Here is a 22,388-nt window from a genome sequence, read left to right on the forward strand (position 1 = left end):
AGACCCGCCGCGCCGCGCGTGGAGTAAATGCCCGACTACTGTCGGGCTGCAACGTGCTTACGCCGACGCGATAGCACGGTCGGTGAGGCGGTCGCCCGACTCGAGGTCGAACACGTGCATGTGTCCCGGAACGGGGCTGAGAACAACTGTCTCGCCACTGTTCGGGTGGTTACGACCGTCGACACGAGCGACAACGTCTGTGCGCTTGCCGTTGATGTCGGCGTGGCCGTAGAGGTAACCGTCTGCACCGAGTTCTTCAACGAGGTCGACGACAACCGAGAGGCCTTCGCTGCCAGCCGGGTTGAGCTGGATGTCTTCGGGGCGAATACCCACTGTGACCTCGGAGCTCGATGCGCGACCGATGACGTCGGCCTCGATCGGCACCACGAGGCTACCGAAGGTTACACCGCCCTCTGCGAGGTTTGCGGGGAACAGGTTCATCGCGGGTGAGCCGATGAAGCCAGCAACGAAGGTGTTGCGGGGCTTCTCGTAAAGGTCACGAGGAGTGCCGACCTGCTGCAGGATGCCATCTTTCAGCACCGCGATGCGGTCACCCATGGTGAGCGCCTCTGTCTGGTCGTGCGTCACGTAGACAGTGGTGACACCGAGGCGACGCTGGAGCGACGCGATCTGGGTACGAGTCTGCACACGGAGCTTTGCATCGAGGTTCGACAGCGGCTCATCCATGAGGAAGACCTGGGGCTGACGGACGATTGCACGGCCCATGGCAACACGCTGACGCTGACCACCGGAGAGCGCCTTGGGCTTGCGTGTGAGGTATTCCTCAAGGTCGAGGAGCTTGGCAGCCTCGAGAACGCGGGTCGCGCGCTCATCCTTGCCGATGCCAGCGATCTTGAGCGCGAAGCCCATGTTCTCAGCGACGGTCATGTGGGGATACAGCGCGTAGTTCTGGAAAACCATTGCGATGTCGCGGTCTTTCGGCGGAACGTCTGTAACGTCACGGTCGCCGATGCGGATGTGACCCGAGTTGACCTCTTCGAGGCCGGCGAGCATTCGCAGCGAGGTGGACTTACCGCAACCGGAGGGTCCGACGAGCACGAGGAATTCGCCGTCGCTCACTTCAAGGTTGAGCTTGTCGACGGCGGGGCGAGTTCCGCCCGGGTAAAGCCGAGTTGCATTGTCAAACGTCACTGACGCCATTTTTTCTTCTCCTTCACCGGCAGGTACGTGCCGGACGATCCGTTGTGAGGATTTAACGGGTGTTGCCCGTACGCCCATCATCGGGCGCTCGTTCATTATGTCATGCGAGAAATTGTCGTGTCTGGGCTTTTCTCAGCCTCTCTGACTACGATCTAAAAGGTCGCGCCTCCCTGCGCGGCATACCGGTACTCCCGGTTCTCCGCTTGTCTTTCGAGGTTCCATGTCCAGCGACGACCCATCGAACGTGCCCGAAGCACGTGATCGGCGCCACGCCGTTCGCGAAAAAGCTGCACTGGTGCACGCGAAGCAGACACGTGCGCGCAAGATCCGATTCAGCGTCATCGCTGTGAGCGCTGTCGCTGTCGTCGCACTCATCGCGGGTGCCGTGACCTGGACTGTTGTCTCCAACGCCTCGCAGCCGCAGTTGCAGCCGCAGAACACGAACGACGGATTCGTTATCACCGATGTGTCGGGGGTCACAGGTGTCACCCAGGCGGTTCCAGACCCGGACGAAACCGATAAAGCCGAAGACGAGCCAACCCCCAAGGTCACCAGCGCCGTCGACGAGGTCGACATTCGCGTGTACATCGACTACCTGTCGACGGGTGCGCGCGACTTCGAAATGGCGAATGCCCAGCAGCTATCCACGTGGGTCTCCAACGACGTCGCCTCTCTGACGTATTACCCCGTCGCCATGCTCACGGCGAAGTCGAATGGCACGAAATATTCGTTGCGTGCTGCCAGCGCAGTTGCGTGTGTCGCGACGTACTCTCCGAACGCAGTTTTCGCTTTCAACCACAACGTGTTGGATAAGCAACCCGCTGAGGCAACCGACGGTCTGAGCGACAGCGACTTGGCAGACATTGCGCAGGCCTCAGGAGTTTCGAGTCCTAAGCTCGTTCGCTCGTGCATCGAGGACGAGAAATTCGTCTCGTGGGCGCGGTCAGCGACCGATCGAGCTCTGGAGGGTATTCCTGACACTGATTCTGAGACTCTTACCGGTACTCCTACGATTCTGGTCAACGGTGAGCCCTACCTTGGATCGCTCACCGATCCCAAAGAGTTCTCGCAGTTCGTGCTGACGGTCGCGAGTGATTCGTACTACACCACCCCGTCTCCGACGCCGTCACCCACTTCGGGTTCGGCGACACCCACTCCCACGCCGTAACGGATGGGGCCTGGCACCCAGTAGACTGGATCGCCTTGCCGGCTTGGCGCAATTGGTAGCGCACCTAACTTGTAATTAGGGGGTTGCAGGTTCAAGTCCTGTAGCCGGCACAACAAACAGACGTTTCGCGTCCTTCCTCGAACCCGCGGGCGAAAGAGGGGCAATGAACAAGCGGATGCCGTCGGCCCTCTCCGTGGGCCTCTCACTGGCCGGTGCTGTCGCTGTCGGTGTGTTGACCGCACTTCAGGCGCGATCCAATGGATCGCTCGGGTCTGCGCTGGGTGACGGGCTCGTCGCAGCGTTCATCTCGTTCGCTTCGGGCCTCGGCATCGTGCTCGTGCTCTGCCTTGTGTTTCCCTCGGGACGCACCGGCGTGAAAGCGGTAGCGCGGGGGGCTTTTCGCACCATCCCGGCCTGGATGATGCTGGGCGGTCTCGCCGGAGCCTTGACCGTTGTGACGCAAAGTCTCACGGTTGCGACCGTGGGCGTCGCGCTGTTCACCGTGGGAGTTGTCGCGGGTCAAACCGTCAACGGTTTGCTCCTCGACAGGCTCGGCTACGGACCGGCCGGGTTCGTCGCCGTCACTATGCCGCGAGTAGTCGGTGCGACGTGCGCTGTCGTCGCGGTTGTGCTGTGTGTTGTCGGTGACGGGAGCGCGGGCGATACCTGGTGGATGCTCGTCTTGCCGTTTCTGGCAGGAGCTGGCATTGCGTGGCAGCAGGCAACGAATGGGCGGCTGAGGCAGCGCATCGACAGCGCACTCGTAGCGACCTTCGTCAATTTTCTGGGCGGCACTCTGGCGCTCGGAATAATCACGCTCATCCACATCGCGATTTCTGGGCCGCCGACGACGTTTCCCACGAGTCCCTGGGTATACCTCGGAGGTGCGCTCGGCGTGGTCTACATCTTCTTGTCGGCGGCTCTCGTGCGCATCACCGGTGTGCTGTTGCTGGGGCTCGGATCGGTCGTGGGTCTCCTGTCGACAGCCGTCGTGCTCGACGTCATCTGGCCAGCACCGTCAGGCCCGTCGACACTGTTCGCGATACTCGCAGCCGTTGTCGCACTTATCGGAGTCGGTGTCGCGGCGTTTCCGAAACGTCGCCCGCGGTACTAGGCCGAAGCGTCGGTTTTCTTTTTTCGTGGCATCCGCGTTAAGAACCGATCGCCGTCGATGGACTTCCGACGACCCGGACGTGTGCGCGGTGGTTTGCCGCCCACGTACAGCCAGCCCATCAAGGCTTCATTTTTTGCCAACCCGTGCGCTTTAGCGACCGCCTTGCTGCGGGTTGCGCCGCCCGTTCGCCAGAACACACCCCACCCGGCCTCGTCGAGGAGAAGGCTCAACATGTGAGCGACACCGGCCGCCGTGGCCTCCTGCTCCCAGCGCGGGACCTTTTCGCTTTTTCCGTAGCTGACGACGACCGCTATCAGCAGAGGCGCACGCATCGGCTTCGTAGACGGATGCTTTTCGCCCTCTGCCTTCGCAAGCGCACGTCCGAGGCGTTCACGATCGGTGCCTCGCAACTCGATGAGTCGCCACGGGCGGAGCGCTGAGTGGTCGGCTACCGTGCCCGCCGCGGAAACGAAGCCGGCAAGCTCGGCGTGGTTGGGCGCAGCATCGGTGACGCGCGACAGCGACTTGCGTGCGAGCACGGCATCGAACGCGCCGCTCACGATGCCACCTCAGGACTGAACTCGAGGGCAAGAGAGTTCATGCAATACCGGTCGCCCGTGGGCGTGCCGAAACCGTCAGGAAAGACATGGCCGAGGTGTGAGCCGCACGAAGCACAGCGCACCTCTGTGCGCTGCATGCCGTGCGCGTTGTCGTCGATCAGCTCAACGGCATCGGGTCGAACCGACTCGTAGAAGCTCGGCCACCCACAGTGCGAATCGAATTTCGTTCCGCTCTGAAACAGCTCCGCGCCGCAACCAGCGCAGGTGTAGAGCCCAGCGCGTGCTTCGTCGAGCAGTTCGCCGGTCCAGGGGCGCTCTGTGGCGGCTTCCCGCAAGACGGCGAATCGATCGGGATCGAGTTCATCGCGCCACTGCGCATCTGACTTGTCGACGGGGTACGTCATGAAACCTCCTTGGGGCTCTCTCTATTCAACCCGAGTAGGTGGCAGCTGTCGCCCAGAGTGCGCCGAGAATGGACATATGACTGCATCCGAGCGCGCGGTGGTTTCAGCACGGTACGCGAGATTTGCGCGTGATGAGGCGCCAGGGCGCTCTGCGCTCTATGCCGATTGGGCTCAGGGCGTGGCAGACGACCCGCACGTGTGGGCAATTCTCGCGAAGATTCCCGCAACGCATCGTCAGCCACCGTTGGTTTTCGCGGCGACGCGCCTTCTCGGTGCACCGCTATCGGCGTACAAGGAGTGGTCACAATGGCTGCACGCTCACGCCGATCTCGTGATCGCTGAGTGTGAGCGTCGTTCGTTGCAAACCAATGAGCCGCTGCGCTGCGCTGCGCTCTTGCCCGCGCTGGCGCTCATCGAGGGCCCGATCGCTCTTATCGAGCTCGGCGCGAGCGCGGGGCTCTGTCTTTATCCCGACCAGTATTCCTACCGGTTCTCGCGCACGGGCGCGGGCGTCATCGAGCTCGATCCCGCTCGCGGACGAAGCAGTGTCGTTCTCGACTGTGAGCTCTCGGGAGAACCGCGCGTCGCGCTGCCGCATGTCGTGTGGCGCGCAGGGATCGATCTTTCGCCTCTCGACGCCCGAAATCCCGAGGATCGCGAGTGGTTGAAGATGCTCGTATGGCCGGGCGAGCAAGGGCGTGCCGAGCGCATCGCCGCGGCGCTCGATATTGCCGCAGCTGATCCGCCGATCCTTGTCGCTGGAGACGCCGAAGCCGAATTGCCGGCGCTCATCGCCCGCGCGCCTGAAGACGCAACCCTTGTGGTGACCACACCCGGAGTGCTGATTCACATCCCGCGGGCGCGTCGCGACGCCGTTATCAGCGCGGCAAGCGCCGCGGCCAGATGGGTCACGATCGATCCACCCGCCGCCCACGATGCGTGGACTGTGCCGCCCGGCGAGGGCTGGCCCGCATCGCGATTCGTGCTCGGGATCGACGGCGAGATCGTGGCTGCAGTTGACCCGCTCGGCGCTGTCGTGGAGTGGCATCCGCTCTCGGTAACCGGTGCGCGTTAGCGTTGACGTATGGATCTGACTGATCGTGACCGGGCGCTGCTGGTGTTCGAAGCGCAGTACCCGCGCCACGTCGGAGACAAAGAAGAGCGCATTCGCGCCGAGTTGCAGTTGAGCCCAGCCCGGTACTACCAACTCCTCGGACGCCTCATCGACACCGCTGAGGCGCTTGAATTCGATCCTTTGCTCGTGCACCGACTGCGGCGCCTTCGTGACGCCGACGACCAATCACGCCGCGCGCATACCGCACGCACTGGTTCAGCCCGATAACATCGACGGATGCCGAGAACGCCCACTTCGCGTGACCGATTCGACGATCTCCCCGAGGGAATTGACCGCGTCGGCGCGCATCGCGCCGAGAATCCCCGTATGCGCGGCTGGTTGGTCTTCATCTGGGCGCTCGTTGCAACGGTTGTCCTGACCGTCGTCGGCATCTTCGCGAGCATGATGATCTCGGGCCGAATCGACCTCTTCCCGACCGCTGACCCCACTGTCTCGCAGTCTGCGGGCGTCGAGCCCGTGGTCGACGCGTCGTACACGGTGCTTGTTCTCAACGCGACCGATGAAACAGGACTCGGAACTGCGGTACGCGACGAAATCATCGCGGCCGATGTTGGATGGACCGGCGATACGGTGCTGGCGGCAAACGCAGCCTCGACCGATTTCGAGCAGACGACGGTCTACTACGCCTATCCCGAAGACGAAGCGGCCGCGATGGGTCTGGCTCAACTTCTGGGCGACGTTCCGGTCGTGCAGAGCGACGCATACCTCCAGACAGAACAGTCTGAGGACGGCTCTCAGACCCGTCAATTGACAGTCGTCGTTGGTGCTGACCGTGCCACAACTGGCGAGGAAGCGCCGGCCTCATAGCTCGGAAGTGCGCTCGTGTTTCCGGTCTGTAAAAAGTTCGCTGCCGCCGTGTCACAAGTTGCGGGAACGGCGATATCTCTTGCGTGCGCATGGATACGATTGCCGCGTCCTACTGCACTAACAGGAGATACGCATGGCCGAGGGTACCGTTAAATGGTTCAACGCTGAGAAAGGCTTCGGCTTTATTACGGTGTCGGATGGGCAGGACGTTTTCGTCCACTATTCGAACATCGACATGTCTGGATTCCGTGTACTCGAAGAAGGCCAAGCCGTCGAGTTCACGGTGGGATCAGGCCAAAAAGGACCTCAGGCAGAAGCTGTTCGCGTCGTAGCCTGAGCATCGACCTTCACCGGGCGGTTCTGCGTTCCCCTCTCTTGTGAGGGTGGCGCAGGGTCGCCCGTTGTCATGTCTGTAGCGGCGCACCCCACTTGCGCCCTCATCGGTGATTGCTCGCGCTTGCACTCGGCACCCCCGAGTGCCAAAATGAATTAGCACTCGCAATCGCCGAGTGCTAAGACGGTAAGGCAACGTCCGGGAGGGACGAGACACACATGGCAAAGATCATCGCTTTCGACGAGGAGGCCCGACGAGGCCTCGAGCGCGGCTTGAACATCCTGGCCGACGCCGTCAAGGTGACCCTGGGTCCCCGCGGTCGCAACGTCGTGCTCGAGAAGAAGTGGGGCGCTCCCACCATCACGAACGACGGTGTGTCGATCGCCAAGGAAATTGAACTCGACGACCCCTACGAGAAGATCGGCGCTGAGCTGGTCAAGGAGGTCGCCAAGAAGACTGACGACGTCGCAGGTGACGGTACGACCACCGCAACCGTTCTGGCTCAGGCGCTCGTCAAGGAAGGCCTGCGTAACGTCGCGGCCGGCGCCGACCCCATCTCCCTCAAGCGCGGAATCGAGAAGGCTGTTAAGGCAATCTCGGAAGAGCTGCTCGCATCCGCCAAGGAGATCGAGACCAAGGAAGAAATCGCTGCAACGGCATCGATCTCTGCTGCGGACCAGACCATCGGTGACCTGATCGCTGAGGCGATCGACAAGGTTGGTAAAGAAGGTGTCGTCACCGTTGAGGAGTCGAACACGTTCGGTACCGAGCTTGAGCTCACTGAGGGTATGCGCTTCGACAAGGGTTACATCAACCCCTACTTCGTCACCGACCCTGAGCGTCAGGAAGTCGTTTTCGAGGAGCCCTACATCCTCATCGCGAACCAGAAGATCTCGAACATCAAGGATCTCCTCCCCATCGTCGACAAGGTGATCCAGGACGGCAAAGAGCTCCTGATCATTGCGGAAGACGTTGAGGGTGAAGCTCTCGCGACGTTGGTTCTCAACAAGATCCGCGGCATCTTCAAGTCGGCAGCCGTCAAGGCTCCCGGCTTCGGCGACCGTCGTAAGGCGCAGTTGCAGGACATCGCGATTCTCACTGGTGGACAGGTCATCACCGAAGAGGTAGGCCTCAAGCTTGAGAACGCCACTCTCGACCTTCTTGGTCGTGCCCGCAAGGTCATCATCACGAAGGACGAGACGACCATCGTCGAGGGTGCTGGCGAGTCGACACAGATCGAGGGGCGCGTCACTCAGATCCGCCGCGAGATCGAGAACACCGACAGTGACTACGACCGTGAGAAGCTCCAGGAGCGCCTCGCGAAGCTTGCTGGTGGCGTAGCCGTCATCAAGGCTGGCGCGGCCACTGAGGTAGAGCTGAAGGAGCGCAAGCACCGCATCGAAGATGCAGTGCGTAACGCCAAGGCAGCTGTCGAAGAGGGCATCGTCGCCGGTGGTGGCGTTGCGCTCATCCAGGCAGGCAAGAACGTGTTCCTGAAGCTTGAACTGACGGGTGACGAAGCAACCGGAGCGAACATCGTTCGTGTTGCTATCGAAGCACCGCTCAAGCAGATCGCGCTCAACGCTGGCCTCGAGCCCGGGGTCGTCGTGAACAAGGTTGCTGACCTCCCCGTGGGTCAGGGTCTCAACGCGGCAACCGGTGAGTACGTCGACATGTTCGCAGCCGGCATCATCGACCCCGCAAAGGTCACGCGCTCCGCTCTGCAGAACGCAGCATCGATCGCAGGTCTGTTCCTGACGACCGAGGTTGTTGTCGCTGACAAGCCCGAGAAGTCGCAGGCTCCGGCCGGTGACCCCTCAGGTGGCATGGGCGGCATGGACTTCTGATCCACTAGACGCCTCGAAGGGCCCCGGCATCTGCCGGGGCCCTTCGTGTTTTCCGGGGGCGTGTCAGCGGAACATGGCGGCGTTGGAAAGTTCGGCATCGGCGTACTGCTGACCGGCCAGAGCGAGCGCTTGGTTAACGGTGCCAATGGTGTCCTCGACGTGGTGTTGAGTTGCCCGCCACTGATCGACCACTCCTTGGAACGCCGTAGCGGCGGTACCAGTCCATGACGACTGGAGCTGGCTGAGTTGAGCAGTCAGCGAAGCCGACTCGCTATGCAACCGATCGATCGTCGCGCGGGCGGCGGCGGTGGTGGTGAGGACGGCGTCGCTATCGACGGCGAAAACAGCCATGGGGTGCTCCTTCGATTGAGATGACGAAGACTTCACGTTAAGTGTGAGCACACCACGCTGGTTCGCGACGGCTGCAGGCCGTGTACCGGTGTCGCGAAGGTTCCTGCTGGGGAGGAGAGAGACCGGTGCGTTAGGAGAGCTTCATCCGCGGCAACGGCTGCGTTTCGATCAGAAGGTGAGCCGCGGCATCCTTACCGAGCGCCAGCGGGAACGCAACACGGAACGTCGCTCCACCACCGGCTGTATCGGTCACTTCCACGTTGCCGTTGAGCGATTCGACGATCGACGCGACGATAGACAGGCCGAGTCCGGAGCCACCGGTATCGCGAGTGCGCGACGTGTCGGCACGCCAAAACCTCTCAAAGATGTGCCCACGGATTTGTGGGGGAATACCTTCACCGTGGTCGACGATCTCGAGCCAGCCCATCTGCTGTTCGGCGTCAACTCCGACACGTACCTCGATGGGCGATTCGTCGGGGGAGTATCGTCGGGCGTTGCCGAGCAGGTTCGCGATGACCTGGCGGATGCGGTTCTCGTCGCCGAGCACGACAGGCGTCGGGCGCACGACCGGCACAGCGTCTGTAGAGAGATCGAGCGGGCCGGTGCCGCCGAAACCGTCTGCGGCGTTGTCCTGAGCCCGTGAGCGACGTCGCAGCAGCGAACCAGCGCGTTCCATGGGCGACACACGGCGACGCACCGACTCGGTGGGCGTCGTCGGGGGAGTGAGCGCTGTGGCATCCGGCAACGGTGGGCGTGGAGGAAGCGCCGTCGTGTCGACGACGGTGACAGTTCTTGAGGGAGCAGCGGCGCCTACGTCGAGCGCGGCATCTCGCGCAATCGGTCGCAGATCGATCGGCGTGATCTCAACGCCGCGTCGCTCATCCAGTCGAGCGAGTGCAAGTAGATCTTCGACGAGCACGCCCATGCGAATCGCTTCTTTCTCGATTCGTTCCATCGACTGCGCAATATCGTCGGGGTTTTTGATCGCACCCATGCGGTAGAGCTCGGCGTAGCCGCGTACCGTCACGAGTGGGGTTCGCAACTCATGGCTAGCGTCACCCACGAAACGCCGCATCTGACGCACTGTGGCGTCTCGCTGCGATAGCGCGCCGTCGATGCGACCGAGCATGGCGTTGATTGCGGATTTCAAACGCCCGACTTCTGTCGTGGGCGCTTCAACGTCGGTCATACGCAGGCTGAAGTCTCCGGCGGCGATTGCCTCAGCCGTCGACTCCACCTGTCCCAGGCTCCGAAACGTCAGCGTGACGACCCACCGCACGAGGAAAGCGCTCGCGATGACAGTGATGATGGCGAGAAAACTGTAGATGCCGAGGAACGCCGCCATGAAGCGCTCACTCGCCGCTGTCGGTATGGCGACAAGCTGTGTGTACAACAGCCCCGTCTCGGCATCCGTGTCAACGGCGACGGCCGCGCGGTACGGCGCCCCGCCAGCGGAGTTCTCAAGAGTGAATACAGCATCGGAGCCCTGTGCCATCGCCTGAGACATCGTGTAGCTGTCAGGGAACTCCGGCGCGGCCGCACCGTCACCACCGCCCTGATTGACGAGATGGCCATCGGATTCGGGGCTGTAGATAACCACGAAGTAGCTGGTCGCATTCGACTTATCGACGAACGTCAATCCGGCATCAGACACTTCAGCGTCGAAAACCGAGCTAGCCACTCCGGTCTTCACGAGCTGGCGAACCTGCTCGTCGAGATTGTTTCCGAGTGTTTGGCGCAAAAACCCCATGGTCCCCACACCTGCCGCCAGCAATCCGATCGCGAGCACAGCAACCGTGACTCCCGTCACTTTGGCGCGCAGACTGACGCTGCGCCACCATCGAGTGACCGAGTCGGATGAGGTGGTGTCGGTTCCCAGGGTGTTCCTCCGCTGGCTCAGGCGCTCTTGGCGGCCTTGAGCATGTAGCCGAAGCCGCGCTTCGTCTGAATCAGCGCTTCGGAGGAGTGCGGATCGATCTTGCGTCGCAGATACGAGATGTAACTCTCAACGATGCCAGCATCGCCGTTGAAGTCGTACTCCCAAACATGATCGAGAATCTGCGCCTTGCTCAGCACTCGGTTGGGGTTGAGCATGAGATAGCGCAAAAGCTTGAACTCGGTCGGGCTGAGATCGATGGGGGTCTCGCCGACGAATACGTCGTGCGTGTCTTGATCCATCGTGATCTCGCCGGAGCGGATGACGGACTCTTCGTCGGCTTGCATCGTGCGTCGAAGGATCGCCTGAATGCGAGCGACGATCTCGTCGAGTGAGAACGGCTTCGTCACGTAGTCGTCGCCACCGGCGTTGAGGCCAGTGATCTTGTCTTCGGTGTCGTCCTTCGCGGTCAGGAAGAGAATGGGAGCCGTGTAGCCGGCCTCCCGCAATCTCTTCGTCACGCTGAACCCGTTCATGTCGGGCAGCATGACATCGAGGACGATGAGGTCCGGCTCCTCTTCGAGGACTGCCGAAATCGTCTGCGCGCCGTTTCCTACGGCGCGCACCTGGAATCCCGCGAACTTGAGGCTCGTAATGAGCAGGTCGCGGATGTTCGGCTCATCGTCTACGACGAGGATGCGAGGTGCGGTCATAGCCCCATTATGGTGACCTGAGCGATGGGTCTGCTGGATATTTCCCGGGATGCCGTCAGTTTGGTCGATTTTTATGGCTCAGGCAGCGATGCCGTCGGCATCCAAAATCGTGTAGCTGTAGCCCTGCTCGGCAAGAAAACGCTGACGATTCTGAGCGAAATCCTGGTCTACGGTGTCGCGGGCGATGAGCGTGTAGAAGCTTGCCGTGTGCCCGTTTGTTTTCGGACGCAGCAGTCGGCCCAGGCGCTGTGCCTCTTCTTGGCGTGAGCCGAAAGAGCCCGAGACCTGAATCGCGACGGAGGCCTCGGGTAGATCGACCGAGAAGTTCGCAACCTTCGAAACCACCAGCAGGTTGACTTCACCTTCGCGGAAGGCTCGGTAGAGGTCTTCTCGCTCGTCTACGGGGGTTGCGCCCGTGATCTTCGGCGCGTTGAGAGCTTCGGCGAGGGTGTCGAGCTGGTCGAGGTACTGGCCGATGACGAGAATCTGCTCGCCCTTGTGACGTGCCGCGAGACTCTTCACGACCCCGATCTTGGCGGGTGCGGATGCGGCAAGCCGGTACCTGTCGTCGTCGGTGGCAGCAGCGTATTCAAGTCGGTCTCCCGCTGGAAGGTCGACACGCACTTCGTAGCAGGCTGCGGGCGAGATGAAACCCTGGGCTTCGATCTCTTTCCAGGGCGCATCGAAACGCTTGGGTCCGATAAGGCTGAAGACATCGCCTTCTCTTCCGTCTTCGCGCACGAGCGTGGCGGTGAGACCCAGACGGCGGCGAGCTTGGAGATCAGCCGTCAGCTTGAATACGGGGGCCGGCAAAAGGTGCACTTCGTCGTACACGACGAGTCCCCAGTCCAGCGCGTCGAGTAGCGCGAGGTGGGCGTACTCGCCTTTCCTCTTGGCGGTAAGAATTTGGTAGGTCGCGATCGTGACCGGCTTGATCTCTTTGACCTGCCCGGAATACTCACCGATTTCTTCGGGCGTCAGCGTCGTGCGCTTCAGTAGTTCGTCTCGCCACTGCCGGGCGCTCACCGTGTTGGTGACCAAAATGAGAGTGGTGGTCTTGGTGTCGGCCATTGCGGCCGCGCCCACGAGCGTCTTTCCGGCGCCACAGGGGAGCACGACGACGCCTGAGCCGCCCTCGGAGAAGATGTCGACCGCTTTGCGCTGATAGGGGCGAAGTGTCCAGCCGTCCTCTGCCAGCTCTATCGGATGCGGGGTGCCCGGCGTGTAACCAGCGAGGTCTTCTGCGGGCCAGCCGATTTTCAGCAGTTCTTGTTTGATCTGGCCGCGTGCCCACGCATCGACGACGAAGACGTGGGGAGCCGGGTGACCGAGAAGGAGGGGTTGGATTCGGCGGTTCTTCGACACTTCAGAGAGCACAGCTGCATCGGTCGAGCGCAGGACGAGTATGTTCTCGCCGTACCCCGCGACGTCGGCGCGCTCGATGACGAGCCGTCCATAGCGCGCGACGGTCTCGCTGATGTCGATCGACACCGAGGGCGGCACGGGAAAACGTGACCATCGGTCGAGCGTCGAAAGCATGTCATCAGCGCTGTGCCCCGCGGCTCGAGCATTCCAGAGGCCCAGTCGAGTGATGCGGTAGGTATGAATATGCTCAGGGGCCCGCTCGAGCTCAGCAAAAATCGCCAGTTCATGGCGAGCGCTCTCAGCGTCGGGATGCGCCACTTCGAGGAGCACGGTGCGGTCACTTTGCACGATCAGGGGGCCATCAGCCATAACGTACGAGCCTACCGTGGCTATTGATGTGCCCGGGCGCGCTATGCAGCGTTGATTCAGGCGCGGTCGACGCGGACAATGCTCGTGATCGGCAGCGTGCGCTCGACATCCGCAGCTCTATCCCGCCCACGAAGGCGTCCACCGCCGATGCCCGTCGCCTCGATCGTGAACGAGCGCGTGGCGCCTCCCGGCAGGGCAACTTCGATGATCAGGACCTCGTGTTCGCGAACCGCGCGATCAAGTTCACGCTCTCGCCACACCGTGTCGATGTCAGCATCGGCTGGCATTCCCGCGCGCAGTTGAGAAATGAGACCGCTGAAACGTTCGATAGGCGAGAGGGCCGCGTCGCGCCCTGGGGTCGCACGGCGGCGAATCTTCTGACGCGCCCCGTCGGTGCCGAGAGCCATCGCGGGGTAGCCAGCGTCGATGAGCGTCCAATAAACGGCCTCACGTCCGACACCCGTAGCGAGTACCGCATCATCGAAAACCAGGCCGATACTGCGAACACTCTGGTCGACCGCAATTGTTGCGAGCACGTGCGGGTCATCGCTCTCGACATGCGTGCGCCCTGACACGCCGTCGACCAACACCCGCACGAGACCGTGCCGGTCGGACGCTCGTTCAATGAGGTAGTCAAGAGGCTGGGGGATGCCGGTGAGCGAGATCTCCGACAAAAATGCACGCAATGACTCCGCAGTCTCGCCGCCTGCGATGGCGCTAGAGAGGCTGGCGTCGCTGAACCGGTAGGTCGAAGCCTGAGCACGCGACTCGCGTTCGGCCATGGCGCGTAGGCGCATTTCAACGCGTGGAAGAAGGGGGCCCGGTGCAATCGCTGAGAGGTCAGCCTGCAGATAAATGCGGTCGATCTCGGCGGGGAAAGCTGCACTCAGCGTTGCCGGGTCAGGATCGGCGCCCGCATGAACAGCAGCGGCCCACGGGGGGACAGTGCCGTTCGGCAAGAACAGCGCCCACCGCACGAGACGGCGGTGCAGCAAAACGGCCCGCGCCGGCCAACTCGCATCGAGGGGATAGGCGGCTTGCCACGCTTCTGGCTGGTAGATACCGCCGTTCGGGGTCCGGATGCCACCGGGAAGCCGTTGGACCATCGACTTGGCGACCTGCGACCACCGCGAGACCGTGTCGGCACTGAGCCACTGCTCGCCGTCGGAGGTCACTATCCACTCACGATCGATGCCGCGGATGAGGGACGCATCTTCTGCCGCGCCGAGCAGATCTTCAAGTTCGTCGCCGTCGGCAACGGCTGCTGATTCAACGAGCCGTCGCCTATCGGCCGCGCCCACGGCTCCGCTACCTACGCGTTGAAGCGGAGAATGCTGGCATGCCAGCAGCACGTCGGTGAGCGCCGAGACGGCGGTGAATGCACGTTCCGCTGCGGCCGCCGTGTCGATTGCAGAGCTTTCCGCTGCCGTGAGCGTAGCTTCTTGTGCGATCGACCCGAGTTCACTCCCAGGGGCCGAGGTCTGATCCGATACGCGCGCTCGCTCCGCTACTGCCCGGTAGGGATTGCCCTCGTCGTCGGACAGGCCACGTTCGATGAGCCAGGGCGTGATGTCTGCTGATGCCGGTCCGGCGTCGGCAATCAACGACTGCAGCACGGCGCGGGGCGCGCGAATGAGCGCCCGATCTATCGATGCAGAATCCAAGAGCGCCGCAGCAGCATCGTAGAAATCACGCCACGACGCGGTCGCATTGACTCCACGAAGCGCGAAGAGCGAGGCCAGTTCCTCGGGCGAACGCGCTGAAAGGTTAGCCGCAAGGGCGCGTTCGTCTGAGAGGCCGCTCACGTCATCGGTCCTTATTCGCCCTTGCCCTCCGGACGAAGGCTGTGATCAGGACGATGAACATGAGGACGAAGGCAACGATTGGCGCGATGTACACAACGATTCCGACCGCGGGCCATACGCCCGTGGAGAAATTGGCACCCGCAGAAGTACCGATCAAAATCGCGAAGAACAGCGCAATTGTCAGGATCACGAGTCCAAGGGACATGAAGGCGAGAATGCGATCAATCCGGCGTACCGGTAGATCGTCGCCAGGGGCACGGGTGCTCATCGTGCCCACACTACTCCTGGTCGGCGGTGCCGTAGGCTAGCAACAGGGTCGGCAACCGGCCCTGTTCAGTTTTACCCGCGTCAGCGGGTCGTCTTCAGCGAGGTTTCCATGCCCACCGGCAAGGTTAGATTTTACGACGAAGAAAAAGGTTTTGGTTTCATCACCGCAGAGGATGGCCAAGACGTTTTCTTGCACGCCACGGCGCTTCCCGCGGGTGCTCCCGCGCCGAAGGCCGGTGCACGTCTGGAGTTTGGTGTAGCTGACGGCAAGCGTGGTCTTCAGGCGCTTTCGGTACGTGTCATCGACGCGCCCGTGAGCCTTGCGAAGCGCTCACGGAAGCCGGCCGATGACATGGCGATCATTGTGGAAGATCTGGTGAAGCTTCTCGACGACATCGGTGGAGACCTCCGCCGCGGTCGCTACCCCAGTGGTTCGCACGCCAAGAAGGTCGCTGCGGTTCTGCGCAAGGTAGCCGATGACCTCGACGCCTGATTCGACCCTTATCGCGGCCCACGATCTCGCGCTCGCAGCGCTGAAAGAGATCACGGCCGACGACGCGATCGGCGCGCCTCAGGGGCACCGTGTCGAAGCGGATGGCGTCATTACGCTGCTGTTCCAAAACCGTATGCGCGGATACCCGGGCTGGCTGTGGGCAGTGTCGGTCACGCGCGTTGACGGTAGCGAGCCGACTGTGCTCGAAACGGAATTGATTCCGGACGATGGCGCGTTGCTTGCACCGGAGTGGGTGCCGTGGGCCGTCCGGTTGGCTGATTATCACGCCCAGCAGGCAGTCACGAGCGCAGATGAAGATCTCGACGATCAGGATTCCGACGACGACTCCGACGACGACTCAGACGATGAGTTCGACGACGGTGGTTCAGCGATTCTTCACTCGGGAGATGTAGACGGTGTCGACATCGACGAACTGGACGACAGCGACGAACTTGATGACTCCGACGAGCTCGACGAGTCCGACGACAGCGACTCCGACGCTGAGGCCGAAGACGCTGACGCCGAAGACGCTGACGCCGAAGACGACGACCGATAACCTTCGCGCTAGAGGTTCTTCAGCGTGTAGTCGATGCAGCGAATGAGCTGGCGTACATCGTCGGGTTCGATTGAGACGAATGTCGCGACGCGCAACTGATTGCGACCGAGCTTGCGGTACGGCTCGGTGTCGACGACACCGTTTGCGCGCAAGCTCTTAGCGATGCCCGAAGCGTCGATCGAGTCATCGAAGTCGATCGTGACGACCACGGGTGACCGGTCGGCAGGATCGGTGACAAACGGTGTGGCGAATGAGCTGGCTTCTGCCCACTCGTACAGTGCGTCAGAGGATTCGTGTGTCCGAGCATCCGCCCACGCCAGACCACCATTGCCGAGAATCCACTTGAGTTGTTCTTCGAGAAGGAACAGCGTCGAGACAGCTGGCGTGTTGAGCGTCTGGTTGAGACGCGAATTGTCGAGCGCGTTCTTCAGGCTCAAGAACTCCGGGATGTAGCGATCGGATGCTGCAATGCGCTCAATGCGCTCGATCGCGCCGGGTGAGACGGCCGCAAACCAGAGGCCGCCATCCGAGCCGAGATTCTTCTGCGGCGCGAAGTAATAGACATCCGCTTCCGCGAGCGAGAAATCGATGCCGCCCGCGGCACTCGTCGCGTCGATGACGGTAAGCGCGCCCTCGTCGCCATGAACACGCGAGATCGGAGCACTTACTCCGGTCGAGGTTTCGTTGTGAGGCCAGGCGTAAACATCGACGCCCTCAACGGCCTCGGCGGCGATGCGTGTTCCGGGCTCGGCTTTTCGTACATCGGGCGCCGCGAGCCACGGCGCGGCTGCCGAAGAAGCGAATTTGCCGCCGAACTCGCCGAAAACGAGGTTCTGAGCGCGGTTCTCGATGAGACCGAAAGCTGCAGCATCCCAAAATGCTGTTGACCCACCGTTGCCGACGATGATCTCGTAGCCCGCGGGAAGAGTGAACAGTTCGCCGAGGTGCTCCCGCACGCTGCCGACGAGGTTCTTCACAGGCGCCTGCCGGTGCGACGTCCCGAGAACCGACCATCCCGACTGAGCGAGAGCTTTGAGCTGCGCCGGACGGATCTTGGAGGGGCCACATCCAAAGCGTCCGTCAGCCGGAAGAAGGTTAGGGGGAAGCGCAACGTGAGACATGTCACGATTCTAGAGACAGGTCGCACGGCTTCGCTGCGAGCGTCGATGCCGAAACGGTCTTCGTCCCGTCGGCAATAGATAGGCTTGACTTACTAGTTCACAGTTCCGAGGAATGCCATGACTGATCTCATCGATACCACCGAGATGTACCTGCGCACGATCCTCGAACTCGAGGAAGAGCACATTGTTCCGTTGCGCGCGCGTATTTCTGAGCGCCTCGGACACTCTGGCCCGACAGTGTCTCAGACAGTAGGGCGCATGGAGCGTGACGGCCTCGTTGTCGTCTCGGACAATCGCACTCTGGAACTCACCACGTCAGGTCGCCAGAAGGCGATCGACGTCATGCGCAAGCACCGCCTCGCCGAACGGCTTTTGAGTGACGTGATCGGGCTCGACTGGGCATACGTTCATGAAGAGGCATGCCGCTGGGAGCACGTGATGAGTGAGCAGGTCGAGCGTCGTCTTGTTGAACTGCTCGGTCACCCCACAGAATCGCCCTACGGAAACCCGATTCCCGGGCTCGACCAGCTCGGTGACGCTGCCTCATCGACATTCGGTGAAGGAGTCGTGAGTCTGGTACGTGCGCTGAACACGAGCGGCGGTCCGATGACGGGAACCGTCCGACGCCTCGCCGAACCCGCGCAGGTCGACCCCGAACTTCTGCAGCAGCTGCGCACAGCCGGCGTCGTACCCGGCGCGAAAGGCACGTATCAATTCAGTGAGGGCTACGTTCTCGTTCAGATGGACGGCAGTGATGAAGGGCTTGAACTTCCCGTCGAGGTTGCGAGCCACATTTTTCTTGTCCACCAACCTGCATAACGGCTCCCACTCTTGCGCTCGGCGTGACATATTCGTTACCGTCCGGTAGCCTCGGATGATCCCGAGGGTAAAAGCCCACCCTGGGTTTTCCGCGTCGAGTACCTTCTACGGTCATTGTCGCGGCCCGATTTTTATATACGTAACCGATATTTATTGCCGACAAGCCAGCGCAAAGCGTTGAGGCGGCGGAGGATAGTTTGGCTGATGTAACCGAGCCGTCTCAGGACGGCACCGACCTCTCGGAGGCGACTCATTCGAGTTCTCGACGAGACGCTCGTGCGGCGATCACTGCGGCCAACAAAACAGTGTCGAAGGCATCGGTTAAGAAAGCCCGTCGTCCCGTCTTTCCGGCGCGCGTTGTGAATAAAGCGGCAGCAAAGAAGTCCGCTCGAAGCGTTGTCATCGTGGCGATGGTTGGCGGCTTGGTCGCAACGGTCGCTTTGCCCGCCTATGCCGCCTTCAAGCCCGAGACCGAAGCGGTCACTGTGCAGCAGATGGCAGCTGAAGATGCACAGTCTCTTGTGATCGCATCGGATGCCACCGACGAATCGTTCAGCCGTGAAAGCTACTCGGCAACGACCTCAGAAGAGATCGAGAAGAAGAAGGCTGAAGAGGCCGCAGCGGAGCGCGCACGTCAGTTGGCGGCAAGTGTCTCAACGGCAGCGTCCTCCTCGGCTGTCTCTGTCGATCTCAGCATGGTCGCTCCCGGCAGCGGAGAAGTTCGCTGGCCTGTGAGCAGCTTCACGTATACCGACATCAACCTCTTCCGTCCGCCGTCGCGCCCGAACCACAACGGGTTCGACATGCTCGCGCCGGCTGGAACTCCGATCTACGCCGCAGCGTCTGGCACCGTACGTGCTTCGCAAGAAAGCTTGGGCGGCTACGGCGTTGCTGTCGTGATCGATTCGGTCATCAACGGTCAGTCGGTATCGACCCTTTACGGTCACATGACGTATGGCAGCCGGGTCGTTGCCGCGGGCCAGACTGTCACAGCAGGACAGGTCATCGGCCTCGTGGGAAGCACCGGAAGCTCAACAGCGAACCACCTCCACTTCGAGGTCACGATCAACGGTTCGCTCGTCAACCCGCTTCCGTGGCTGCAAGCCAACGCCGGCTGACCACGACACGACACTGAGCGTTTACCGCGCGGTTCTTCTTCTTCCAGCGGTGTGCGTTACCCTGTCACTCGACGCTGAGAGAAGCGGAGAGCGCCGATGGACGACATACCGAACATCCGAACCATGGATGCTTTTGGCATGTTCGCACTTCGGCATTGTGTGACTGGATGCTGCGGCTCTGCCGTGTCTGCAAGGCGCTGTCTGTGAAGACGGCGCCTTTTTTCATACCCTCCGCGGTTCGATCGTCATTCGAATCGAATATCCGGGAAGCCTTCCCGGCCATTCGGGAGGACAGGATATGCGCACACTGGTGCTGAATGCCGGCTACGAGCCACTTGCCGTGGTTTCTTTCAAACGAGCGCTCGTGCTCGTGATGAATGAGAAAGCGACAGTCATCGAACATGTCGAGGGCGAACCCATCTGGGGCGCCAGCGGCCTCTATGAGAGACCGGCGGTGATCATCCTGACGCGGTATGTACGCATTCCCGGCGCGCGTCGTGCGCCCGTAACTCGCCGTGGCGTGCTGCGTCGTGACGCGCACCGCTGTGCGTACTGCGGAAAAGCCGCGTCGACGATCGACCACGTCATGCCACGTTCACGAGGGGGCAAGGGGACGTGGGAGAACCTGGTTGCCTGCTGCTTGCGGTGCAACAATCTCAAGGGCAACCGAACGCCGCAAGAGATGGCATGGACGCTGCGCCTTGTTCCTGGTGCGCCGCGCGGAGCGCACTGGACGGTGCGCGGTGTTGAGCGTGCAGATCCGCGGTGGGAGCCGTACTTGCCGCTTGCGGCGTAGCGCGGTTCTCCGCGTTGGCATCAGGGCGTTTCGAAGAGCCTGAGCCAACGGGCGAGGATCGGCTCGAGTGCTGCGCGGTCGGCCGGGTCGAGCTGGTCTACGAGCCGATGCTCGTTGATCATGTGAGCTGCGAACGCGTCGTCAATGAGCGTCATGCCTTCGGGAGTGAGGTGCACGAGGCGTTGGCGTGCGTCAGCGTCTGAGGGTGCACGTTCCACGAGCCCACGCTCGATGAGCCGATCCACACGCTTCGTGAGCCCGCCCGAAGTCACCATCGTGTGGGCTGCTAAATCGCTCGCGCGAAGGGCATAGGGGGCACCGGTGCGCCGCAGCGATGCCAAGAGATCGAACTCTGCTTCCGAGAGGCCGAACCTGTCGTATACCTCGGTCAGCTCTTGAGTGAGAGCTAGAGCGAGTCGATGCAGCCTGCCGATGACGCCCTGCGGGGACGGGTCGAGATCGGGGCGTTCGCGCGCCCACTCGCGCTGAATGTGTGCGACGCGGTCATCGAGGGGGGAGGCATCCATGTCTCGACTTTATCTTCCTTGGAAGCTAAAGTATCTTCCATGGAAGATAAAAGAGTCCGATGGATGCTGCTTACGGCAATTGCACCGATTGCCTGGGGGAGTACGTACTTTGTGACTCGACACCTGTTGCCAGCGGATGCTGCGCTCTGGGGCAGTGTGATTCGATGTCTCCCTGCGGGACTTCTGGTGCTGGCTTTTGCCCGTCAGCTTCCGCGGGGGAGCTGGTGGTGGCGATCGGTGGTGCTGGGAATGCTGAATGTCGGTGGCTTTTCGGTGCTGATCTATATCGTGGGTCAGCGGATTCCGACGAGCTTGGCTGCGGCCCTCATGTCGACATCGGCTGCCGCGATGATGCTCTTTGCTTGGTTGCTCTTGCGGCAGAGGCCACGTGCGGCGGCAGTGCTGGGAGCGGGCGTGGGCATCGTTGGTGTCGTGCTGATGCTGGGCCCGGGTGCGGGCCCGGTCGATATGTGGGGCGTGGTTGCCTCACTCGGGGCGATGCTTGCGTCTTCGGTCGGATTTGTGCTGACAACTCGATGGGGTAGTGATGTTCCGCCCCTGGCCATGACGGCATGGCAGCTGATTGCGGGAGCTCTCGTCGTCTTGCCGTTCGCGATCGTTGTTGAGGGTGCGCCGCCCGCACTCGACGGTGGCGCGATTGCTGGCTTTATCTACATCATCGTCATCGCAACAGCTTTGGCGTACGGGGCATGGTTTACCGGGCTCTCTCGCTTGCCGGCGAGTGTTGTGGGCATTATCGGTCTTCTTAATCCGGTGACGGGTGCCGTGCTGGGGGTCGTGTGGGGTGGCGAAGCATTCGGTATTGCGCAGGCGGTCGGTCTGGCGCTTGTGATTGTGGGGGTACTCTGGGGCAGCCTTCCACCCCGCGTGGCTTCGCGCCGATTATCGACGTCGTAGCCGATGTCGTAAGTCGTTGTTATCTTCGAAACCTGCATTGAATTGCTAGAACATAAGTTCTAGCCTGTAGGGATGAGGATGCCATGACAGCGGCGACGACCGAGAATGTGCAGCGCTTGCGTGCACAGCTCAAGCGCGCCGAGGGGCGCCGCATGGATGCCCCGGTCTTTCCGGCTCCTCCCGCACTCTCGGCCCTTCTGCCCGGGGGCGGGCTTCGCGCGGGGGCCTCTTATTCGCTTGCGCCATCGGGTGCGCTTCTTCTTTCGCTGCTGGCGCGTCCGTCGCGCGCCGGATCATGGTGCGCCGCCGTCGGAATTCCGCACTTGGGCATCGAAGCTGCCGAACATGCGGGTGTCGACTTAGACAGGCTTGTGCTCATTCCTGACCCCGGTCCGCGCTGGCTGGCGGTTGTTGCCACCCTGGCTGATGTGCTGCCCGTGGTGGCAGTGCGCCCGCCTGCGCGAGTGTCTGACGGTGATGCAGCTCGGCTCGCGGCACGTCTCCGCGAAAAAGGGACTGTGCTTCTCGTGCAGGGCGCATGGCCGCAGAGCGAAGCGACCCTCGACGTCAGCGATCCGCAGTGGTCGGGGTTGGGGTCCGGGCACGGGCTCCTCGAGCAGCGTGCGTTGACGGTCACGGTGCATTCGAGGCGCACTGCTGTTCCGCGCCGAGCACGCATTCTGCTGCCAGATGCGCAGGGAGAGGTCGCCGCGGCATCCGTTTCGGTTGGTTCTTATCGAGCCGCGATGAGAGCGGTGAGCTGA

25 protein-coding genes and 1 tRNA gene are annotated in these 22,388 nt (G+C 62.0%); 15 read left to right on the forward strand and 11 right to left on the reverse strand.

Going from position 1 to position 22,388, the window contains the following annotated elements:
- Positions 1–57: 57 nt before the first annotated feature.
- A complete protein-coding gene (locus G6N83_RS10880) occupies positions 58–1,161 on the reverse strand; it encodes an ABC transporter ATP-binding protein (protein WP_165141963.1) in 1,104 nt (367 codons plus the stop codon).
- Between the two features lie 220 nt (positions 1,162–1,381).
- Here G6N83_RS10880 and G6N83_RS10885 point away from each other — a divergent pair, with 220 nt between their 5' ends.
- The 3 genes from G6N83_RS10885 (at position 1,382) to G6N83_RS10895 (ending at position 3,443) form a co-directional block, all read left to right on the forward strand.
- Complete coding sequence (locus G6N83_RS10885) at positions 1,382–2,329, forward strand: DsbA family protein (protein WP_165141965.1); 948 nt, start codon at positions 1,382–1,384, stop codon at positions 2,327–2,329.
- A 37-nt stretch (positions 2,330–2,366) separates the two neighbouring features.
- Positions 2,367–2,439, forward strand: a tRNA-Thr gene (locus G6N83_RS10890).
- A gap of 53 nt (positions 2,440–2,492) precedes the next feature.
- Positions 2,493–3,443, forward strand: coding sequence for a DMT family transporter (locus G6N83_RS10895; RefSeq protein ID WP_165141967.1), 951 nt, complete (start codon positions 2,493–2,495; stop codon positions 3,441–3,443).
- Here G6N83_RS10895 and G6N83_RS10900 read toward each other — a convergent pair.
- Positions 3,440–4,003 carry a nitroreductase family protein gene (locus G6N83_RS10900; RefSeq protein WP_241246193.1) on the reverse strand — a complete coding sequence of 188 codons (564 nt, stop codon included), beginning with the start codon at positions 4,001–4,003 and terminating at the stop codon, positions 3,440–3,442. The two genes, G6N83_RS10895 and G6N83_RS10900, sit on opposite strands and share 4 nt — an antisense overlap.
- Complete coding sequence (gene msrB, locus G6N83_RS10905) at positions 4,000–4,407, reverse strand: peptide-methionine (R)-S-oxide reductase MsrB (protein ID WP_165141969.1); 408 nt, start codon at positions 4,405–4,407, stop codon at positions 4,000–4,002. The genes G6N83_RS10900 and msrB overlap by 4 nt, the downstream gene beginning before the upstream one ends.
- A gap of 76 nt (positions 4,408–4,483) precedes the next feature.
- On the opposite strand from msrB, the gene G6N83_RS10910 reads away from it, so the two are divergent.
- The 5 genes from G6N83_RS10910 (at position 4,484) to groL (ending at position 8,530) form a co-directional block, all read left to right on the forward strand.
- Entirely contained in the window at positions 4,484–5,482 is a 999-nt protein-coding gene (locus tag G6N83_RS10910; protein ID WP_165141971.1) for a DUF2332 domain-containing protein, read from the forward strand.
- A gap of 9 nt (positions 5,483–5,491) precedes the next feature.
- On the forward strand, positions 5,492–5,749 hold the full coding sequence (locus tag G6N83_RS10915) for a DUF3263 domain-containing protein (RefSeq protein ID WP_165141973.1): 258 nt from the start codon (positions 5,492–5,494) through the stop codon (positions 5,747–5,749).
- Between the two features lie 9 nt (positions 5,750–5,758).
- On the forward strand, positions 5,759–6,349 hold the full coding sequence (locus G6N83_RS10920; RefSeq protein WP_165141975.1) for a LytR C-terminal domain-containing protein: 591 nt from the start codon (positions 5,759–5,761) through the stop codon (positions 6,347–6,349).
- A 133-nt stretch (positions 6,350–6,482) separates the two neighbouring features.
- The gene (locus G6N83_RS10925) at positions 6,483–6,686 is read left to right on the forward strand and encodes a cold-shock protein (protein WP_165141977.1); all 204 of its coding nucleotides are present in this window, start codon (positions 6,483–6,485) and stop codon (positions 6,684–6,686) included.
- Positions 6,687–6,901: 215 nt separating this feature from the next.
- The gene (groL, locus tag G6N83_RS10930) at positions 6,902–8,530 is read left to right on the forward strand and encodes a chaperonin GroEL (protein ID WP_165141979.1); all 1,629 of its coding nucleotides are present in this window, start codon (positions 6,902–6,904) and stop codon (positions 8,528–8,530) included.
- Positions 8,531–8,593: 63 nt separating this feature from the next.
- Here the strand turns inward: groL and G6N83_RS10935 are convergent, their stop codons facing one another.
- The 6 genes from G6N83_RS10935 to G6N83_RS10960 all read right to left on the reverse strand — a co-directional run bounded on the left by G6N83_RS10935 (position 8,594) and on the right by G6N83_RS10960 (position 15,277).
- On the reverse strand, positions 8,594–8,881 hold the full coding sequence (locus G6N83_RS10935; RefSeq protein ID WP_165141981.1) for a WXG100 family type VII secretion target: 288 nt from the start codon (positions 8,879–8,881) through the stop codon (positions 8,594–8,596).
- 130 nt (positions 8,882–9,011) lie between these two features.
- Entirely contained in the window at positions 9,012–10,691 is a 1,680-nt protein-coding gene (locus G6N83_RS10940) for a sensor histidine kinase (protein ID WP_311737114.1), read from the reverse strand.
- A gap of 86 nt (positions 10,692–10,777) precedes the next feature.
- Positions 10,778–11,470 (reverse strand): response regulator transcription factor, encoded by a 693-nt coding sequence (locus G6N83_RS10945; RefSeq protein ID WP_165141983.1) that lies wholly within the window; start codon positions 11,468–11,470, stop codon positions 10,778–10,780.
- Positions 11,471–11,548: 78 nt separating this feature from the next.
- Positions 11,549–13,204, reverse strand: a complete 1,656-nt coding sequence (locus G6N83_RS10950; RefSeq protein ID WP_165141985.1) for a DNA repair helicase XPB — start codon at positions 13,202–13,204, stop codon at positions 11,549–11,551.
- A gap of 56 nt (positions 13,205–13,260) precedes the next feature.
- Complete coding sequence (locus G6N83_RS10955) at positions 13,261–15,009, reverse strand: helicase-associated domain-containing protein (RefSeq protein WP_165141987.1); 1,749 nt, start codon at positions 15,007–15,009, stop codon at positions 13,261–13,263.
- 1 nt (position 15,010) lies between these two features.
- A complete protein-coding gene (locus G6N83_RS10960; RefSeq protein ID WP_165141989.1) occupies positions 15,011–15,277 on the reverse strand; it encodes a multidrug ABC transporter ATPase in 267 nt (88 codons plus the stop codon).
- A gap of 108 nt (positions 15,278–15,385) precedes the next feature.
- Here G6N83_RS10960 and G6N83_RS10965 point away from each other — a divergent pair, with 108 nt between their 5' ends.
- Positions 15,386–15,769: a cold-shock protein gene (locus tag G6N83_RS10965; protein ID WP_165141991.1), complete on the forward strand. Its 384-nt coding sequence runs from the start codon at positions 15,386–15,388 to the stop codon at positions 15,767–15,769.
- Positions 15,753–16,325 (forward strand): DUF3027 domain-containing protein, encoded by a 573-nt coding sequence (locus tag G6N83_RS10970; protein ID WP_165141993.1) that lies wholly within the window; start codon positions 15,753–15,755, stop codon positions 16,323–16,325. Before G6N83_RS10965 ends, G6N83_RS10970 begins: the two co-directional genes overlap by 17 nt.
- Before the next feature lie 8 nt (positions 16,326–16,333).
- Here G6N83_RS10970 and serC read toward each other — a convergent pair whose 3' ends face one another.
- Entirely contained in the window at positions 16,334–17,446 is a 1,113-nt protein-coding gene (gene serC, locus G6N83_RS10975) for a phosphoserine transaminase (protein WP_165141995.1), read from the reverse strand.
- A gap of 117 nt (positions 17,447–17,563) precedes the next feature.
- Between serC and G6N83_RS10980 the strand changes: the two genes are divergently transcribed.
- The 3 genes from G6N83_RS10980 to G6N83_RS10990 all read left to right on the forward strand — a co-directional run bounded on the left by G6N83_RS10980 (position 17,564) and on the right by G6N83_RS10990 (position 20,179).
- Positions 17,564–18,265 (forward strand): iron-dependent transcriptional repressor DtxR, encoded by a 702-nt coding sequence (locus tag G6N83_RS10980; protein ID WP_165141997.1) that lies wholly within the window; start codon positions 17,564–17,566, stop codon positions 18,263–18,265.
- Positions 18,266–18,462: 197 nt separating this feature from the next.
- Positions 18,463–19,383, forward strand: coding sequence for a M23 family metallopeptidase (locus G6N83_RS10985; protein WP_241246194.1), 921 nt, complete (start codon positions 18,463–18,465; stop codon positions 19,381–19,383).
- A gap of 298 nt (positions 19,384–19,681) precedes the next feature.
- On the forward strand, positions 19,682–20,179 hold the full coding sequence (locus tag G6N83_RS10990) for an HNH endonuclease (RefSeq protein ID WP_165141999.1): 498 nt from the start codon (positions 19,682–19,684) through the stop codon (positions 20,177–20,179).
- A 20-nt stretch (positions 20,180–20,199) separates the two neighbouring features.
- On the opposite strand, the gene G6N83_RS10995 is transcribed toward G6N83_RS10990, so the two are convergent.
- Complete coding sequence (locus tag G6N83_RS10995; RefSeq protein ID WP_165142001.1) at positions 20,200–20,706, reverse strand: MarR family winged helix-turn-helix transcriptional regulator; 507 nt, start codon at positions 20,704–20,706, stop codon at positions 20,200–20,202.
- Between the two features lie 39 nt (positions 20,707–20,745).
- Here G6N83_RS10995 and G6N83_RS11000 point away from each other — a divergent pair, with 39 nt between their 5' ends.
- A complete protein-coding gene (locus tag G6N83_RS11000; RefSeq protein WP_165142003.1) occupies positions 20,746–21,624 on the forward strand; it encodes a DMT family transporter in 879 nt (292 codons plus the stop codon).
- Positions 21,625–21,707: 83 nt separating this feature from the next.
- Positions 21,708–22,388 (forward strand): hypothetical protein, encoded by a 681-nt coding sequence (locus G6N83_RS11005; RefSeq protein ID WP_165142005.1) that lies wholly within the window; start codon positions 21,708–21,710, stop codon positions 22,386–22,388.

This window comes from Microbacterium endophyticum, assembly GCF_011047135.1.
In the GTDB taxonomy this organism is placed as follows: Bacteria; Actinomycetota; Actinomycetes; order Actinomycetales; family Microbacteriaceae; genus Microbacterium; species Microbacterium endophyticum.

What these genes read in the sequence shown, in the direction of transcription:
- G6N83_RS10945 (WP_165141983.1), bottom strand. Translation starts at nt 11,470, where the DNA reads ATGACCGCACCTCGCATCCTCGTCGTAGACGATGAGCCGAACATCCGC.
- G6N83_RS10915 (WP_165141973.1), top strand. Translation starts at nt 5,492, where the DNA reads ATGGATCTGACTGATCGTGACCGGGCGCTGCTGGTGTTCGAAGCGCAG.
- G6N83_RS10895 (WP_165141967.1), top strand. Translation starts at nt 2,493, where the DNA reads ATGAACAAGCGGATGCCGTCGGCCCTCTCCGTGGGCCTCTCACTGGCC.
- G6N83_RS10960 (WP_165141989.1), bottom strand. Translation starts at nt 15,277, where the DNA reads ATGAGCACCCGTGCCCCTGGCGACGATCTACCGGTACGCCGGATTGAT.
- groL (WP_165141979.1), top strand. Translation starts at nt 6,902, where the DNA reads ATGGCAAAGATCATCGCTTTCGACGAGGAGGCCCGACGAGGCCTCGAG.
- G6N83_RS11005 (WP_165142005.1), top strand. Translation starts at nt 21,708, where the DNA reads ATGACAGCGGCGACGACCGAGAATGTGCAGCGCTTGCGTGCACAGCTC.
- G6N83_RS10885 (WP_165141965.1), top strand. Translation starts at nt 1,382, where the DNA reads ATGTCCAGCGACGACCCATCGAACGTGCCCGAAGCACGTGATCGGCGC.
- G6N83_RS10970 (WP_165141993.1), top strand. Translation starts at nt 15,753, where the DNA reads ATGACCTCGACGCCTGATTCGACCCTTATCGCGGCCCACGATCTCGCG.
- G6N83_RS10995 (WP_165142001.1), bottom strand. Translation starts at nt 20,706, where the DNA reads ATGGATGCCTCCCCCCTCGATGACCGCGTCGCACACATTCAGCGCGAG.
- G6N83_RS10920 (WP_165141975.1), top strand. Translation starts at nt 5,759, where the DNA reads ATGCCGAGAACGCCCACTTCGCGTGACCGATTCGACGATCTCCCCGAG.
- G6N83_RS10910 (WP_165141971.1), top strand. Translation starts at nt 4,484, where the DNA reads ATGACTGCATCCGAGCGCGCGGTGGTTTCAGCACGGTACGCGAGATTT.
- G6N83_RS10950 (WP_165141985.1), bottom strand. Translation starts at nt 13,204, where the DNA reads ATGGCTGATGGCCCCCTGATCGTGCAAAGTGACCGCACCGTGCTCCTC.
- G6N83_RS10880 (WP_165141963.1), bottom strand. Translation starts at nt 1,161, where the DNA reads ATGGCGTCAGTGACGTTTGACAATGCAACTCGGCTTTACCCGGGCGGA.
- G6N83_RS10980 (WP_165141997.1), top strand. Translation starts at nt 17,564, where the DNA reads ATGACTGATCTCATCGATACCACCGAGATGTACCTGCGCACGATCCTC.
- G6N83_RS11000 (WP_165142003.1), top strand. Translation starts at nt 20,746, where the DNA reads ATGGAAGATAAAAGAGTCCGATGGATGCTGCTTACGGCAATTGCACCG.
- serC (WP_165141995.1), bottom strand. Translation starts at nt 17,446, where the DNA reads ATGTCTCACGTTGCGCTTCCCCCTAACCTTCTTCCGGCTGACGGACGC.
- G6N83_RS10990 (WP_165141999.1), top strand. Translation starts at nt 19,682, where the DNA reads ATGCGCACACTGGTGCTGAATGCCGGCTACGAGCCACTTGCCGTGGTT.
- G6N83_RS10965 (WP_165141991.1), top strand. Translation starts at nt 15,386, where the DNA reads ATGCCCACCGGCAAGGTTAGATTTTACGACGAAGAAAAAGGTTTTGGT.
- G6N83_RS10935 (WP_165141981.1), bottom strand. Translation starts at nt 8,881, where the DNA reads ATGGCTGTTTTCGCCGTCGATAGCGACGCCGTCCTCACCACCACCGCC.
- msrB (WP_165141969.1), bottom strand. Translation starts at nt 4,407, where the DNA reads ATGACGTACCCCGTCGACAAGTCAGATGCGCAGTGGCGCGATGAACTC.
- G6N83_RS10925 (WP_165141977.1), top strand. Translation starts at nt 6,483, where the DNA reads ATGGCCGAGGGTACCGTTAAATGGTTCAACGCTGAGAAAGGCTTCGGC.